Origin of the sequence: Burkholderia sp. LA-2-3-30-S1-D2 (genome assembly GCF_001523915.2) — a bacterium.
Taxonomy (GTDB): domain Bacteria; phylum Pseudomonadota; class Gammaproteobacteria; order Burkholderiales; family Burkholderiaceae; genus Burkholderia; species Burkholderia diffusa.
Genome location: NZ_CP013384.1, coordinates 1,427,558 through 1,441,839 on the forward strand (window position 1 = coordinate 1,427,558; position 14,282 = coordinate 1,441,839).

14 protein-coding genes are annotated in these 14,282 nt (G+C 64.9%); 13 read left to right on the forward strand and 1 reads right to left on the reverse strand.

The features are described 5' to 3' along the window. Positions 1-31: 31 nt before the first annotated feature. A complete protein-coding gene (gene map / locus WS66_RS19345) occupies positions 32-847 on the reverse strand; it encodes a type I methionyl aminopeptidase (protein WP_059599924.1) in 816 nt (271 codons plus the stop codon). A 390-nt stretch (positions 848-1,237) separates the two neighbouring features. Here map and rpsB point away from each other — a divergent pair, with 390 nt between their 5' ends. From rpsB to lpxA, 13 genes are all read left to right on the forward strand, one after another. Then, on the forward strand, positions 1,238-1,978 hold the full coding sequence (gene rpsB, locus WS66_RS19350) for a 30S ribosomal protein S2 (RefSeq protein ID WP_006483818.1): 741 nt from the start codon (positions 1,238-1,240) through the stop codon (positions 1,976-1,978). Between the two features lie 162 nt (positions 1,979-2,140). Next, complete coding sequence (tsf, locus tag WS66_RS19355) at positions 2,141-3,022, forward strand: translation elongation factor Ts (protein ID WP_034188848.1); 882 nt, start codon at positions 2,141-2,143, stop codon at positions 3,020-3,022. 155 nt (positions 3,023-3,177) lie between these two features. After that, positions 3,178-3,891 (forward strand): UMP kinase, encoded by a 714-nt coding sequence (gene pyrH, locus WS66_RS19360; protein ID WP_011885142.1) that lies wholly within the window; start codon positions 3,178-3,180, stop codon positions 3,889-3,891. 102 nt (positions 3,892-3,993) lie between these two features. Continuing rightward, positions 3,994-4,554: a ribosome recycling factor gene (frr, locus tag WS66_RS19365; protein ID WP_006752152.1), complete on the forward strand. Its 561-nt coding sequence runs from the start codon at positions 3,994-3,996 to the stop codon at positions 4,552-4,554. A 48-nt stretch (positions 4,555-4,602) separates the two neighbouring features. Next, positions 4,603-5,385 carry a polyprenyl diphosphate synthase gene (uppS, locus tag WS66_RS19370; protein WP_006758563.1) on the forward strand — a complete coding sequence of 261 codons (783 nt, stop codon included), beginning with the start codon at positions 4,603-4,605 and terminating at the stop codon, positions 5,383-5,385. After that, positions 5,379-6,200, forward strand: coding sequence for a phosphatidate cytidylyltransferase (locus tag WS66_RS19375; protein ID WP_059599925.1), 822 nt, complete (start codon positions 5,379-5,381; stop codon positions 6,198-6,200). The genes uppS and WS66_RS19375 overlap by 7 nt, the downstream gene beginning before the upstream one ends. A gap of 15 nt (positions 6,201-6,215) precedes the next feature. Beyond that, entirely contained in the window at positions 6,216-7,412 is a 1,197-nt protein-coding gene (locus WS66_RS19380; RefSeq protein WP_059599926.1) for a 1-deoxy-D-xylulose-5-phosphate reductoisomerase, read from the forward strand. 11 nt (positions 7,413-7,423) lie between these two features. Continuing rightward, positions 7,424-8,797 carry an RIP metalloprotease RseP gene (gene rseP, locus WS66_RS19385; RefSeq protein WP_059599927.1) on the forward strand — a complete coding sequence of 458 codons (1,374 nt, stop codon included), beginning with the start codon at positions 7,424-7,426 and terminating at the stop codon, positions 8,795-8,797. A 64-nt stretch (positions 8,798-8,861) separates the two neighbouring features. Continuing rightward, entirely contained in the window at positions 8,862-11,168 is a 2,307-nt protein-coding gene (gene bamA, locus WS66_RS19390) for an outer membrane protein assembly factor BamA (protein WP_059599928.1), read from the forward strand. Between the two features lie 64 nt (positions 11,169-11,232). Continuing rightward, complete coding sequence (locus WS66_RS19395) at positions 11,233-11,730, forward strand: OmpH family outer membrane protein (protein ID WP_040144479.1); 498 nt, start codon at positions 11,233-11,235, stop codon at positions 11,728-11,730. Positions 11,731-11,746: 16 nt separating this feature from the next. Then, entirely contained in the window at positions 11,747-12,826 is a 1,080-nt protein-coding gene (lpxD, locus tag WS66_RS19400) for a UDP-3-O-(3-hydroxymyristoyl)glucosamine N-acyltransferase (protein WP_059599929.1), read from the forward strand. A gap of 130 nt (positions 12,827-12,956) precedes the next feature. Further along, on the forward strand, positions 12,957-13,424 hold the full coding sequence (fabZ, locus tag WS66_RS19405; protein WP_006495559.1) for a 3-hydroxyacyl-ACP dehydratase FabZ: 468 nt from the start codon (positions 12,957-12,959) through the stop codon (positions 13,422-13,424). Positions 13,425-13,491: 67 nt separating this feature from the next. After that, positions 13,492-14,280, forward strand: coding sequence for an acyl-ACP--UDP-N-acetylglucosamine O-acyltransferase (gene lpxA / locus WS66_RS19410; protein ID WP_059599930.1), 789 nt, complete (start codon positions 13,492-13,494; stop codon positions 14,278-14,280). The last annotated feature ends 2 nt before the right edge of the window (positions 14,281-14,282 follow it).

Here is a 14,282-nt window from a genome sequence, read left to right on the forward strand (position 1 = left end):
GGGCGGGCGGGGCAGGCTGGCGCGGCGGCGCTCAAACCGCGGCGGCTGGTTGCGCGAACACCGGGCGCGCCGGCGTGCCGGCGGACACGGTCAGCACCTCGTAGCCCGTCTCGGTGACGAGCACCGTGTGCTCCCACTGCGCGGACAGGCTGCGGTCGCGCGTCTTGACCGTCCACTGGTCGGGCATCGTGCGGATGTCGCGCTTGCCGGCGTTGATCATCGGCTCGATCGTGAAGATCATCCCGGCCTTCAGCTCGATGCCGGTGCCCGGACGGCCATAGTGTACGACCTGCGGATCCTCGTGGAACACCGTGCCGATGCCGTGGCCGCAGTATTCGCGCACGACGCTGTAGCCCTGCGCTTCCGCATGCTTCTGGATCGCATGGCCGATGTCGCCGAGGTGAGCGCCGGGCTTGACCTGGTCGATGCCGAGCCACATGCACTCATAGGTGGTTTGCACGAGGCGCTTCGCGAGGATCGAGCCCTCGCCGACGATGAACATCCGGCTGGTGTCGCCGAAGTAGCCATTCTTGATCACGGTGATGTCGATGTTCAGCGCGTCGCCGTTCTTGATCACCTTCTCGCCCGGAATCCCGTGGCAGATCACGTCATTGACCGAGATGCAGGTTGCCTTCGGGTACGGCGGATAGCCGGGCGGCTGATAATTCAGCGGCGCGGGGATCGTGCCCTGCTCGTTGAGCATGAATTCGTGACAAAGCCGGTCGAGTTCGGCGGTCGTGACGCCCGCGACGACGTGCGGCGTGATGAAGTCGAGCACTTCGCTCGCGAGACGGCCGGCGACGCGCATCTCGGCGATATCGTGTTCGTTTTTGAGCGTAATAGCCATCGAGGTATGCCTGGAATGCGGTGAATTGACGGATTATCGCACCTTATGGCGGGCCTCGCAGCCCCTGCCGGCGGTACCGATGCGGGTTTTCGCGGATTGTCCGGCCGGCTGCCGCGCGGCAAGCGAAAGTGCCGGGCGACTTGAGAGCCGACAAATCGGCGTGCTATACTCTTTGGCTAAGTCGACATCCAAATGCCGAACATGCCCCGTCATGGGGCAGTACCGGACGGCATGGAAATGAAAGACTTGCGGCACGGGCATTTTCGCACGTGCCGAATCGCAAGCCGGCGCAACCAGGGTGCCGACCGCGTGGAACGAGGAGTCCTTCGGGGCGCGTGCGCGCGGCGGTACGGCAGCCGGCTTAAGACCTAACCCTCGTGGAGAATTTACATGGCAGTCACGATGCGCCAAATGCTGGAAGCGGGTGTCCACTTCGGTCACCAGACCCGTTTCTGGAACCCGAAGATGGCTCCGTTTATTTTCGGTCACCGCAACAAGATTCACATCATCAACCTCGAAAAGACGCTGCCGATGTTCACGGACGCACAGAAGTACGTGCGCCAGCTGGCAGCGAACCGCGGCACGATCCTGTTCGTCGGCACGAAGCGTCAGTCGCGTGACACGATCGCCCAGGAAGCGCAGCGCGCGGGCATGCCGTACGTCAACGCACGCTGGCTCGGCGGCATGATGACCAACTTCAAGACGCTGAAGGTTTCGATCAAGCGTCTGAAGGACATGGAAGCGGCAGTCGAGGCAGGCGAGCTCGAGAAGATGAGCAAGAAGGAAGCGCTGCTGTTCGAACGCGAAATCGCCAAGCTGCAGAAGTCGATCGGTGGCGTGAAGGACATGGGCGGCATTCCGGACGCAATCTTCGTCGTCGACGTCGGCTACCACAAGATTGCCGTGACGGAAGCGAACAAGCTGGGCGTGCCGGTCATCGCCGTGGTCGATACGAACCACTCGCCGGAAGGTGTGGATTACGTGATCCCGGGTAACGACGACTCGAGCAAGGCAGTCGCGCTGTACGCTGAAGGCGTGGCCGACGCGATCCTGGAAGGCCGTGCGAACGCGGTCAACGAAGTGGTCCAGGCAGCGCGTGGCGACGACGAGTACGTCGAGGAAAACGCGTAACTGGCCCCGAGCCGGCGCAAAAAGGGGGCTCTCAACAGGCCCCCTTTTTTTAAGCTTGTGCGCCGGACCTGATCGCGCCGAATCGGCGCGGGTCCGGAAACGATTTTCGGCCGTTCGCGTCCAAGCGGGCGGCGTTGTGAATACAGACTCAAGGAGCGAATGATGGCGGCAATTACCGCAAGCATGGTGGCAGAACTGCGCGCAAAGACCGACGCACCGATGATGGAGTGCAAGAAGGCGCTGACGGAAGCTGACGGCGATCTGGCCAAGGCTGAAGAACTGCTGCGCGTGAAGCTCGGCAACAAGGCGAGCAAGGCGGCATCGCGCGTGACGGCCGAAGGCGTCGTCGCATCGTTCGTCGGCGGCAACGCGGGCGCGCTGGTCGAACTGAACTGCGAAACCGACTTCGTCGCGAAGAACGACGACTTCCTCGCATTCTCGAAGACGGTTGCAGAACTCGTCGCGACGCAAAACCCGGCCGACGTGGCAGCGCTGTCGGCACTGCCGCTCGACGGCTCGACGGTCGACGCAGTCCGTCTGGCCCTGATCGGCAAGATCGGCGAAAACGTGTCGATCCGCCGTTTCGTCCGTTTCGAAACCGCGAACAAGATCGCAACGTACCTGCACGGCGCGCGTATCGGCGTGATCGTCGAGTACACGGGTGCGGAAGAGCAGGTCGGCAAGGACGTCGCGATGCACATCGCTGCGATGAAGCCGGTCGCGCTGTCGTCGGCAGACGTGCCGGCGGAACTGATCGAGACGGAGCGCCGTGTCGCCGAGCAGAAGGCTGCCGAATCGGGCAAGCCGGCTGAAATCGTCGCGAAGATGGTCGACGGCAGCGTCCAGAAGTACCTGAAGGAAGTGTCGCTGCTGAACCAGACGTTCGTGAAGAACGACAAGCAGACGATCGAGCAGATGCTGAAGGCAGCGAATGCGGCAGTGCAGAAGTTCGCGCTGTTCGTCGTCGGCGAAGGCATCGAGAAGCGCCAGGACGACTTTGCCGCAGAAGTGGCCGCACAAGTCGCAGCAGCAAAGCAGCAGTAAGCAGTCAGGCAGTATCCGCGGCGGGCGTCCGCTCCGCCGCGGCCGGCGGCGTCGCCGGCCGGCCGGGAACCCCGTCCGACCGTCGGCGCTTGCCCGAATCAGTATTTCGCCCCTACAGTTCGTGGTTGTCATCCTCTCGTCGCTCGGAAGCCCCTATGTCCAATGCCTATAAACGCGTCCTCCTCAAACTCTCCGGCGAAGCGCTGATGGGCGATGATGCCTTCGGCATCAATCGCGCGACGATCGAGCGGATGGTGGCGGATATCGCCGAAGTCGTGGGTCTCGGCACGCAGCTCGCGGTCGTGATCGGCGGCGGTAACATTTTCCGTGGTGTCGCGGGCGGTGCGGCCGGCATGGACCGCGCGACGGCCGATTACATGGGGATGCTGGCCACGATGATGAACGCACTGGCGCTGCAGGACGCGATGCGCCACGCCGGCATCGTCGCGCGCGTGCAGTCCGCGCTGCGCATGGACCAGGTCGTCGAGCCGTACATTCGGCCCCGTGCGATCCGCCAGCTCGAGGAAGGCAAGGTCGTGATCTTCGCGGCCGGCACGGGCAACCCGTTCTTCACGACGGATACGGCCGCCGCGCTGCGCGGTTCGGAAGTGGGCGCCGAGGTCGTACTGAAGGCGACCAAGGTCGATGGCGTATATTCTGCCGATCCGAAGAAGGATCCGTCGGCCACGCGCTACACGACGATCAGCTTCGACGAGGCGATCAGCCGCAATCTGCAGGTGATGGACGCGACGGCCTTCGCGCTGTGCCGCGACCAGAAGCTGCCGATTCGCGTGTTTTCGATCAACAAGCCGGGCGCGCTCAAGCGTATCGTGCTGGGCGAGGACGAAGGTACGCTCGTCCACGTGTAAACTCCCGCGGATGCGGGCAAGCGGCGTGGGTCGTCGGCCGCGGTGCGTGGCGCGCCGGGCGGGGCCCGCGTTCTTTGAAGGTTGGAAGGTTTGGAGGTTGAAATGAGTGTCGCTGATGTCAAGAAGGGCGTAGAGCAGAAGATGCAGCGCTCGATCGAAGCGTTCAAGAACGATCTGGCGAAGATCCGTACGGGCCGTGCGCACACCGGTCTGCTCGATCACGTGCAGGTCGACTACTACGGTTCGATGGTGCCGATCTCGCAGGTTGCGAACCTGACGCTCGTCGACGCACGCACGATCGGCGTGCAGCCGTGGGAAAAGAACATGGTCGCGAAGGTCGAGAAGGCCATCCGCGAAGCCGATCTCGGCCTGAACCCGGCGACGGCCGGCGACCTGATCCGCGTGCCGATGCCCGCGCTGACGGAAGAGCGCCGCCGCGAGCTGACCAAGGTGGTCAAGAGCGAAGGCGAAACGGCCAAGGTCGCGATCCGCAACCTGCGCCGCGACGCGAACGAAGCGCTCAAGAAGCTCGTGAAGGACAAGGAAATCTCGGAAGACGACGAGCGCCGTGCGAGCGACGACGTGCAGAAGCTGACCGACAAGCACGTTGCCGAAGTCGACAAGCTCGTGCAGAGCAAGGAAGCCGAGATCATGACGGTCTGACGACCGTCCTCGCGCGCCGCCTCTTCCCGCATTACTGTCTCAACGGCCATGACCTATACCAGCTCTACTGTTCGCGTGCCTGACGTCGGCGCCGTGCCGCGTCATATCGCGATCATCATGGACGGCAACGGCCGTTGGGCGACCGAACGCCGCTTGCCGCGCGTCGCGGGGCACACCCGCGGCGTGGATGCCGTGCGGGCGGTGGTCGAAGGCTGCGCGCGCGCCGGCGTCGAATACCTGACGCTGTTCGCGTTCAGTTCGGAAAACTGGCGCCGGCCGAACGACGAAGTGTCGTTCCTGATGCGGCTGTTCATCACCGCGCTCGAACGCGAGATCGGCAAGCTGCATGCGAACGGGATCCGCCTGCGCGTGGTGGGCGATCTCGAGCGATTCGAGCCGCGCATCCGCGAACTGATCCGCCGCGCCGAAACCAAGACGGCGCGCAACACCCGTCTCACCCTGACGATCGCCGCGAACTACGGCGGCCGCTGGGACATCCTGCAGGCGACGAAGAAGCTCGTCGAGCAGGCCGTGCGCGAGGGCCGCGAGGTCGACGTGACCGAAGACGCGTTCGCGCCGCACCTGGCGATGGCCTATGCGCCGGAGCCCGATCTCTTCATCCGCACCGGTGGCGAGCAGCGTGTCAGCAATTTCCTGCTGTGGCAGCTCGCGTACGCCGAATTCTATTTCACCGACAAATACTGGCCGGACTTCGACGGCGCGGCGCTGGCCGACGCGATCGCATCGTATACCGAGCGCGAGCGCCGTTTCGGGCGCACCAGCGCGCAGCTCGAACCACAATCGCAGAACGCCGATTCCCTTTCATGCTGAAGACCCGTGTGATCACGGCGGTCGTGATGCTGGCAGTGTTGCTGCCCGTGACGCTGTTCGCGCCGCTCACCGCGTTCGGCGCGCTGATCGGCGTCGTGCTCGTGTTCGCCGCGTGGGAGTGGGCGCGCCTGCTCAAGCTCGGCGCGACCGGTTCGGTCGTCTACGCGATCGTCGCGGCACTGGCGCTCGCGGCGACCGCGCCGCTCGGCGTCGAAGCAGCTTCGTCCCGTCCCCTTTTTATGGCAGCCGGCGTCTTCTGGCTGCTGGTCGGCCCGTTCTCGCTGCGGCGCAAGCCGGCGCTCGCGGGCGGCGTGTGGCGGCCGTTCCTGCTCGCGGCCGGGCTCGCGGTGTTCGCGGCCTGCTGGCACGCGGTCGTCGCGGCGCGTGCGCAGGGCGTTTCGTTCGTGCTGTCGCTGCTTCTGGTCGTCTGGCTGGCCGATATCGGCGCATACTTCGCGGGCAAGGCCTTCGGAAAGCGTAAACTGGCCGTTACGATCAGTCCCGGCAAGAGCTGGGAAGGCGCGATCGGCGGCTGGCTCGCCGTGATGGTCGTCGCGGGTGTCGCGATGGCCGCTCACTGGTTCGAGCCGACCCTGTTTTCCGCACTCGCCGCGCGTTACGGGATGCCCGGCGCATGGGCCGCGCTGACGCTGCTGGTCGTCTACAGCGTGATCGGCGACCTGTTCGAGTCGCTGCTCAAGCGTCAGGCGGGCGTGAAGGATTCGAGCGGCCTGCTGCCCGGTCACGGCGGCGTGCTCGACCGCGTCGACGCGCTGCTGCCGGTGCTGCCGCTCGCAATGCTGCTGCTTGGTTAAACCACTATTTCTGTTATGCAAAAACGTCTGACACTGCTCGGTTCCACGGGCTCGATCGGAGACAGCACGCTCGACGTGGTCGCCCGCCATCCCGAGCGTTTCTCGGTCTACGCGCTGACCGCGCACCGCAACGGCGACAAGCTCGTCGAGCAGTGCCTGCGCTTCGCGCCCGAAATCGCGGTGGTCGGCGATGCGAACACGGCGGCGCACGTCGAGGCGAAACTGCGCGCGGCGGGCAGCAAGACCACGGTGCTGTACGGCCCGCAGGCGCTCGTCGACGTGTCGAAGAGCGACGGCTGCGATACGGTCGTCGCCGCGATCGTCGGCGCGGCGGGCCTTGCGCCGAGCCTCGCGGCCGCGCGCGCCGGCAAGCGCATCCTGCTCGCGAACAAGGAATCGCTCGTGATGTCGGGCGCGATCTTCATGGACGCCGTGCGCGACCATGGCGCGATCCTGCTGCCGGTCGACAGCGAACACAACGCGATCTTCCAGTGCATGCCGCGCGACGAGAATGAACATGGCGGGATCTCGAAGATCATCCTGACCGCGTCGGGCGGCCCGTTCCGTACGCGCGAGCCGGCCACGCTCGTCGACGTAACGCCGGACGAAGCGTGCAAGCACCCGAACTGGGTGATGGGCCGCAAGATTTCCGTCGATTCCGCGACGATGATGAACAAGGGCCTCGAAGTCATCGAGGCGCACTGGATCTTCGGCTTGGCCGGTGACCGGATCGACGTGCTGATTCACCCGCAGAGCGTGATCCATTCGCTCGTGTCGTACCGCGACGGCTCGGTGCTCGCTCAGCTCGGCAACCCCGACATGCGCACGCCGATCGCGCACGCGCTCGCGTTCCCGGAGCGCGTCGACGCCGGTGTCGACCAGCTCGACCTCGCGCAAATCGCACAGCTGTCGTTCGAGAAGCCCGATTACACGCGCTTCCCCTGCCTCGCGCTCGCGCTGAAGGCGCTTGAGGAGGGCGGTATCGCGAGCGCCGCGTTGAACGCGGCGAACGAAATCGCGGTCGAAGCATTTCTTGAGCGCCGGATCGGCTTCATGGCGATCGCGGCGACGGTCGATGCGGTGCTCAACGCGCTGCCGAACCGTAACCCGAACGGGCTCGACGACGTCCTTGCGGCGGATGCCGAGGCACGCCGCCTCGCCGCCGAGATCATTGCGAAAGCGCCTGCGCCACGCGTGGAGCGCGCTGTCTGAATGAGGTGCTCATGAACGTGCTGGTCGAACTGATCGCGTTTGCCGTGGCGATCGGGGTGCTGGTCGTGGTGCATGAGTACGGACATTATCGCGTCGCGCGTTGGTGCGGCGTGAAGGTGCTGCGTTTCTCGATCGGCTTCGGTCAGCCCGTCGCGCGCTGGGTCAGCCGCAGGACGGGCACTGAATGGACGCTCTCCGCGTTGCCGCTGGGCGGTTACGTGAAGATGCTCGACGAGCGTGAACCGGGGTCGAGCGTCAAGCCCGAGGAACTCGATCAGGCGTTCAACCGGCAATCGGTGTTCAAGCGCATCGCGATCGTCGCCGCCGGCCCGATCGCGAACTTCCTGTTGGCAATCGTCCTCTTTTCCGCTGTATTCGCGACTGGCGTGACCGAGCCGGCCGCGGTGCTCGCGCCGCCGGCTGCCGGCACGGTGGCGGCTCGCGCGGGCTTCGACGGCAGCGAGACGATCGTGTCGATCCGCGACGCCGACGGCGGCGAGGCCGCGCCGGTGCGCTCGTGGTCGGACCTGCGCTGGAAGCTGCTGTCCGCCGCGTTCGATCATCGCGAGGTCGTGCTCGGCGCGCGCGACGGCGGGTCGGCGACGTTCGACTTCCGGGTCGACCTGCGCAATGTTCCCGAAAGCCAGCTCGACGACGATTTCATGATGCACCTGGGCTTCGAGACCGGCGGCGGCACGCTGTCGGTCGCGTCGGTGCAGCCCGGCAGCGCGGCCGAGCAGGCGGGCCTGAAGGCCGGCGACAAGCTGCTGGCGCTCGACGGCAATCCGATTGGCGGCGCATCGCGCTTCATCGACGCGGTGAAGCACCACGCGGGTCAGGCAGTCAACCTGCAGGTCGAGCGCGGCGGCGCGACGCAAACCGTGCAGATCGTGCCGCAGGCGCAGCGCGACGATGAAACGGGGCAGCAGATCGGCCGCATCGGCGCGGCGCTGTCGATGCACACGCCGTCGGTCGACGTGCGCTATGGGCCGATCGAGAGTCTGCAGCTCGGTGCGCACCGCACGTGGGACATTGCGATTTACTCGCTGAAGATGTTCGGACGGATGGTCACGGGCGATGCGTCGCTGAAGAATCTGTCCGGCCCGGTGACGATTGCAGACTACGCCGGCAAGAGCGCGCGGCTCGGTCCGTCGGCCTTCCTGTCGTTCCTCGCCCTTGTCAGCATTAGCCTCGGGGTGCTGAACTTGCTGCCGATTCCCGTTTTGGACGGGGGGCATCTGTTATATTATCTGGTTGAAGCCGCGACCGGGAAAGCCGTCTCGGAGCGTTGGCAGCTGATTCTGCAAAGAGCCGGGTTGATCTGCATCGTCGCGTTGTCGGCGATCGCGCTGTTCAACGACCTGGCTCGGTTAATCCATTTCTGAAGCGTCAGGCGGCGGCCAGTCGGCCGCCGCCTGATTTGATGCAGCTAAATATTGGGGATGCACGTTGTTCAAACCTCATCGCTTTGTACCTAAGACAGTTGCAGCGGCCGCGCTCGCCGCGCACGGCCTCGCGGCGCATGCAGCGGCACCGTTCGTGGTGCAAGACATCAAGATCGAGGGGTTGCAGCGCGTCGAAGCGGGTTCGGTGTTTGCCTACCTGCCGATCAAGCAGGGCGATACCTTCACCGACGACAAGGCATCCGAAGCAATCCGCGCGCTGTACGCGACGGGCTTCTTCAACGACGTGCGCATCGCCACCCAGGGCAACGTCGTGATCGTGCAGGTGCAGGAGCGTCCGGCCATCGCGTCGATCGACTTCACCGGCACGAAGGAATTCGACAAGGACAACCTGACGAAGGCGCTGCGCGCGGTGGGTCTGGCCGACGGCCGCTACTACGACAAGGCGCTCGTCGACAAGGCGGAGCAGGAGCTCAAGCGTCAGTACCTGACGCGCGGCTTCTACGCGGCCGAGGTCAAGACGACGATCACGCCGGTCGACGCGAACCGCGTGTCGATCCTGTTCGCGGTCGCCGAAGGTCCGAGCGCGAAGATCCGCCAGATCAACTTCATCGGCAACAAGGCGTTCAGCACCAGCACGCTGCGCGACGAAATGCAGCTGTCGACGCCGAACTGGTTCTCCTGGTACACGAAGAACGACCTGTACTCGAAGGAAAAGCTCACGGGCGACCTCGAGGCCGTGCGCTCGTACTATCTGAACCGCGGCTACCTCGAGTTCAACATCGAGTCGACCCAGGTGTCGATCTCGCCCGACAAGAAGGACATGTACCTGACGGTCACGCTGCACGAAGGCGAGCCGTACACGGTGTCGGGCATCAAGCTGTCGGGCAATCTGCTCGATCGCGAAGCCGAACTGAACAAGCTGATCAAGATCAAGCCGGGCGATCGTTTCTCGGCCGAAAAGCTGCAGCAAACGACGAAGTCGATCGTCGACAAGCTCGGCGAATACGGTTATGCATTCGCGACCGTCAACGCGCAACCGGACATCGACCAGGCGAACCACAAGGTGAACCTGAACCTCGTCGTCGATCCGAGTCGCCGCGTGTACGTGCGCCGCATCAACGTGGTCGGCAACACGCGTACGCGCGACGAAGTCGTGCGCCGCGAAATGCGCCAGCTCGAAAGCTCGTGGTTCGATTCGAACCGCCTCGCGCTGTCGAAGGATCGCGTGAACCGTCTCGGCTACTTCACCAACGTCGACGTGACGACGGTGCCCGTCGAAGGCACGAACGACCAGGTCGACGTGAACGTGAAGGTCGATGAAAAGCCGACCGGCGCGATCACGCTGGGCGCGGGCTTCTCGTCGACGGACAAGGTGGTGCTGTCGGCCGGTGTGTCGCAGGACAACGTGTTCGGTTCGGGCACGAGCCTGTCGGTGAACGTCAATACCGCGAAGAGCTACCGCACGCTGACCGTCACACAGGTCGACCCGTACTTCACGGTCGACGGCATCAAGCGGATCACGGACGTCTACTACCGCACGTACCAGCCGCTCTACTATTCGACGAGCTCGAGCTTCCGGATCATCAGCGCGGGCGGCAACCTGAAGTTCGGCATTCCGTTCTCGGAAGTCGACACCGTCTACTTCGGCGCGGGCTTCGAGCAGAACCGTCTCGACGTCGACTCGAACACGCCGCAGAGCTACCAGGATTACGTGAACGAGTTCGGCCGCGTGTCGAACACGGTGCCGCTGACGGTCGCGTGGTCGCGCGACGCGCGTGACAGCGCGCTGATCCCGAGCCGCGGCTACTTCACGCAGGCGAACGTCGAATACGGCGTGCCGGTCGGCAAGATCCAGTACTACAAGGCCGACCTGCAGGCGCAGTACTACTATTCGTTCTCGCGTGGCTTCATCCTGGGCCTGAACCTGCAAGGCGGCTACGGTAACGGTATCGGCAACCCGTACCCGATCTTCAAGAACTACTACGCGGGCGGTATCGGCTCCGTGCGTGGCTACGAGCCGAGCTCGCTGGGCCCGCGCGACACGAAGACGAACGACCCGATCGGCGGTTCGAAGATGCTGGTCGGCAACATCGAGCTGACGTTCCCGCTGCCGGGCACCGGCTACGACCGCACGCTGCGCGTGTTCACGTTCCTCGACGGCGGTAACGTGTGGGGCAACGCGCCGGGCGGCACGAGTACCGGCGCGAACGGCCTGCGTTACGGCTACGGTGTGGGTCTCGCGTGGATCTCGCCGATCGGCCCGCTGAAGCTGAGCCTCGGCTTCCCGCTGCAGAAGCATGAAGGCGACCAGTACCAGAAATTCCAGTTCCAGATCGGGACGGCGTTCTGATCGAACGCATGACAACAGCAACGAGAGGGTAATTTTGCTAACCGGTAAGTTTTCGAAACGAGTGATGTGTGCGCTGACCGTTGCGCTGGCCTTGGGCGCGGCGACGGCACATGCTCAGGACGTCGCCCGCATCGCGGCGGTCAATTCGGATCGGATCCTGCGCGAGTCGGCGCCCGCCAAGGCGGCGCAGACGAAGCTCGAAGCCGAGTTCGCGAAGCGCGACAAGGATCTGCAGGACCTCGCGGCGCGTCTGAAGTCGATGTCCGACTCGCTGGACAAGAACGGCGCGTCGCTGTCGGCGGCCGATCGCGCACAAAAGCAGCGCGATCTCGCGCAGCTCGATACCGACTTCCAACGCAAGCAGCGCGAGTTTCGCGAAGACCTGAACCAGCGCCGCAACGAGGAACTCGCGGCGGTGCTGGAGCGTGCGAACAAGGTCATCAAGCAGATCGCCGAGCAGCAGAATTACGACCTGATCGTGCAGGAAGCCGTGTACGTCAGCCCGCGTATCGACATCACCGACAAGGTGCTCAAGGCGCTCGCGTCCGGCTCGACGAACTGAACGGAGCAGACGACGAATGGCATTGACGCTTGAGGCACTCGTAAAGCGGTTCGGTGGCGAGATCGCCGGCGACGCCCAGTGCAAGGTGGGCGGCCTCGCGCCGATCGACCAGGCAGGCCCTCAGCAACTCGCGTTTCTCGCGAATCCGAAGTACCTGTCGCAGGTCGAGACGACCCGCGCCGGCGCGGTGCTGATCGCGCCGAAGGATCTCGAAAAGCTGGGCGCGGCCGCTGATGGCCGCAATTTCATCGTGACGCCGAATCCGTACGCGTACTTCGCGCGCGTCGCGCAGATGTTCATCGATCTCGCTACGCCGCCGCGCGCAGCCGGCGTGCATCCGAGCGCGACGATCGATCCGGCCGCGCAGGTGGCCGCGAGCGCGGTGATCGGTCCGCACGTGACGGTCGAGGCCGGCGCGGTGATCGAGGACGGCGTGCAGCTCGACGCGAACGTGTTCGTCGGCCGCGGCACCACGATCGGCGCCGGTTCGCACCTCTACCCGAACGCTTCGGTGTACCACGGCTGCAAGATCGGTCCGCGCGCGATCATTCATTCGGGTGCCGTGATCGGTTCCGACGGGTTCGGCTTCGCGCCGGATTTCGTCGGCGACGGCGATGCGCGCACCGGCAGCTGGGTCAAGATTCCGCAGGTCGGCGGCGTGTCGGTTGGCCCGGACGTCGAGATCGGTGCGAACACGACGATCGACCGCGGCGCGATGGCGGACACCGTCATCGAGGAATGCGTGAAGATCGACAACCAGGTGCAGATCGCCCACAACTGCCGGATCGGCGCTTACACGGTGATCGCCGGCAAGGCGGGCATCGCGGGCAGCACGACGATCGGCCGCCACTGCATGATCGGCGGCGCGGCCGGGATCGCCGGCCATGTGACGCTTGGCGACTATGTCATCATCACCGCGAATTCGGGCGTGTCGAAGTCGCTGCCGAAGGCAGGCATCTACACGAGTGCATTCCCGGCCGTCGACCACGGCGAATGGAACAAGAGCGCCGCACTCGTGCGCAACCTCGACAAGCTGCGCGACCGCATCAAGGCGCTCGAGACCGCGCTGGCCGCCCAGGGCGGCACGGACGCCTGACCGACACCATGCGAGACCACGAACCGGGCACGGCCAGCGCATTCGGCCCGGTTTGCCAGACTGGGCCGCGCGGCGGCCCGCTTCAGCTTTTGCATCACCACCGCGCAGCTTTTGCGTGAGACGAACCATCATGAGCACTGAAAAAATCAATCTCGACATCCACAAGATCCTCACGCTGCTGCCGCATCGCTACCCGATTCTGCTCGTCGATCGCGTGCTCGAACTCGAGCCGCACAAGGGAATCAAAGCGCTGAAGAACGTGTCGATCAACGAGCCGTTCTTTCAGGGGCATTTCCCGAAGCGGCCGGTGATGCCGGGTGTGCTGATCCTCGAGGCGCTCGCTCAGGCGGCCGCGCTGCTGACGTTCGCGGAAGAGCAGCCGAAGGATCCGGAAAACACGCTGTACTACTTCGTCGGCATCGACGGCGCGCGCTTCAAGCGTGTCGTCGAACCGGGCGATCAGCTGATTCTGAACGTGACGTTCGAACGCTACATCCGCGGCATCTGGAAGTTCAAGGCGGTGGCGGAAGTGGACGGCAAGGTGGCGGCGGAAGCCGAATTGATGTGCACGGTCAAGACGGCCGACGCGGCGCCCTGAGCGACGCAGCACGCATGGGTAACGTAACGCGAGCAACGCGACACATCACATCGAGAGGCAACGGCGCATGACCAGGATTCATCCTACCGCGATCGTCGAACCGGGCGCGCAGATCGACGAGTCCGTCGAGATCGGGCCGTACGCGATCGTCGGGCCGCACGTCACGATCGGCGCGCGTACGACGATCGGCTCGCACAGCGTGATCGAAGGTCACACGACGCTCGGCGAGGACAACCGCATCGGCCATTACGCGTCGGTCGGCGGCCGTCCGCAGGACATGAAGTACAAGGACGAGCCGACGAAGCTCGTGATCGGCAACCGCAACACGATCCGCGAATTCACGACGATCCACACCGGCACCGTGCAGGACGTGGGCGTGACGACGCTCGGCGACGACAACTGGATCATGGCCTATGTGCACATCGGTCATGACTGCCGCGTCGGCAACAACGTGATCCTGTCGAGCAACGCGCAGATGGCCGGTCACGTCGAGATCGGCGACTGGGCGATCGTCGGCGGGATGTCGGGCGTGCACCAGTTCGTGCGCATCGGTGCGCACTCGATGCTGGGTGGCGCCTCGGCGCTCGTGCAGGACGTGCCGCCGTTCGTGATCGCGGCCGGCAACAAGGCCGAGCCGCACGGCATCAACGTCGAAGGCCTGCGCCGGCGCGGTTTCTCGCCCGACGCGATCTCGGCGCTGCGCAGCGCGTACCGCCTGCTGTACAAGAACGGCCTGTCGCTCGAGAAAGCGAAGGTGCAGTTGCGCGAGCTGGCGGCCGCGGGTGGCGAAGGCGACGCAGCGGTCACCGCGCTCGTCGCGTTCATCGACGCGTCCCAACGCGGCATCATCCGCTAAGC

Coding starts and splice junctions, on each gene's coding strand:
- pyrH (WP_011885142.1), top strand. CDS start 3,178: ATGTCCAATGCCTATAAACGCGTCCTCCTCAAACTCTCCGGCGAAGCG.
- rpsB (WP_006483818.1), top strand. CDS start 1,238: ATGGCAGTCACGATGCGCCAAATGCTGGAAGCGGGTGTCCACTTCGGT.
- WS66_RS19395 (WP_040144479.1), top strand. CDS start 11,233: ATGTGTGCGCTGACCGTTGCGCTGGCCTTGGGCGCGGCGACGGCACAT.
- frr (WP_006752152.1), top strand. CDS start 3,994: ATGAGTGTCGCTGATGTCAAGAAGGGCGTAGAGCAGAAGATGCAGCGC.
- WS66_RS19375 (WP_059599925.1), top strand. CDS start 5,379: ATGCTGAAGACCCGTGTGATCACGGCGGTCGTGATGCTGGCAGTGTTG.
- lpxA (WP_059599930.1), top strand. CDS start 13,492: ATGACCAGGATTCATCCTACCGCGATCGTCGAACCGGGCGCGCAGATC.
- map (WP_059599924.1), bottom strand. CDS start 847: ATGGCTATTACGCTCAAAAACGAACACGATATCGCCGAGATGCGCGTC.
- tsf (WP_034188848.1), top strand. CDS start 2,141: ATGGCGGCAATTACCGCAAGCATGGTGGCAGAACTGCGCGCAAAGACC.
- fabZ (WP_006495559.1), top strand. CDS start 12,957: ATGAGCACTGAAAAAATCAATCTCGACATCCACAAGATCCTCACGCTG.
- WS66_RS19380 (WP_059599926.1), top strand. CDS start 6,216: ATGCAAAAACGTCTGACACTGCTCGGTTCCACGGGCTCGATCGGAGAC.
- lpxD (WP_059599929.1), top strand. CDS start 11,747: ATGGCATTGACGCTTGAGGCACTCGTAAAGCGGTTCGGTGGCGAGATC.
- uppS (WP_006758563.1), top strand. CDS start 4,603: ATGACCTATACCAGCTCTACTGTTCGCGTGCCTGACGTCGGCGCCGTG.
- rseP (WP_059599927.1), top strand. CDS start 7,424: ATGAACGTGCTGGTCGAACTGATCGCGTTTGCCGTGGCGATCGGGGTG.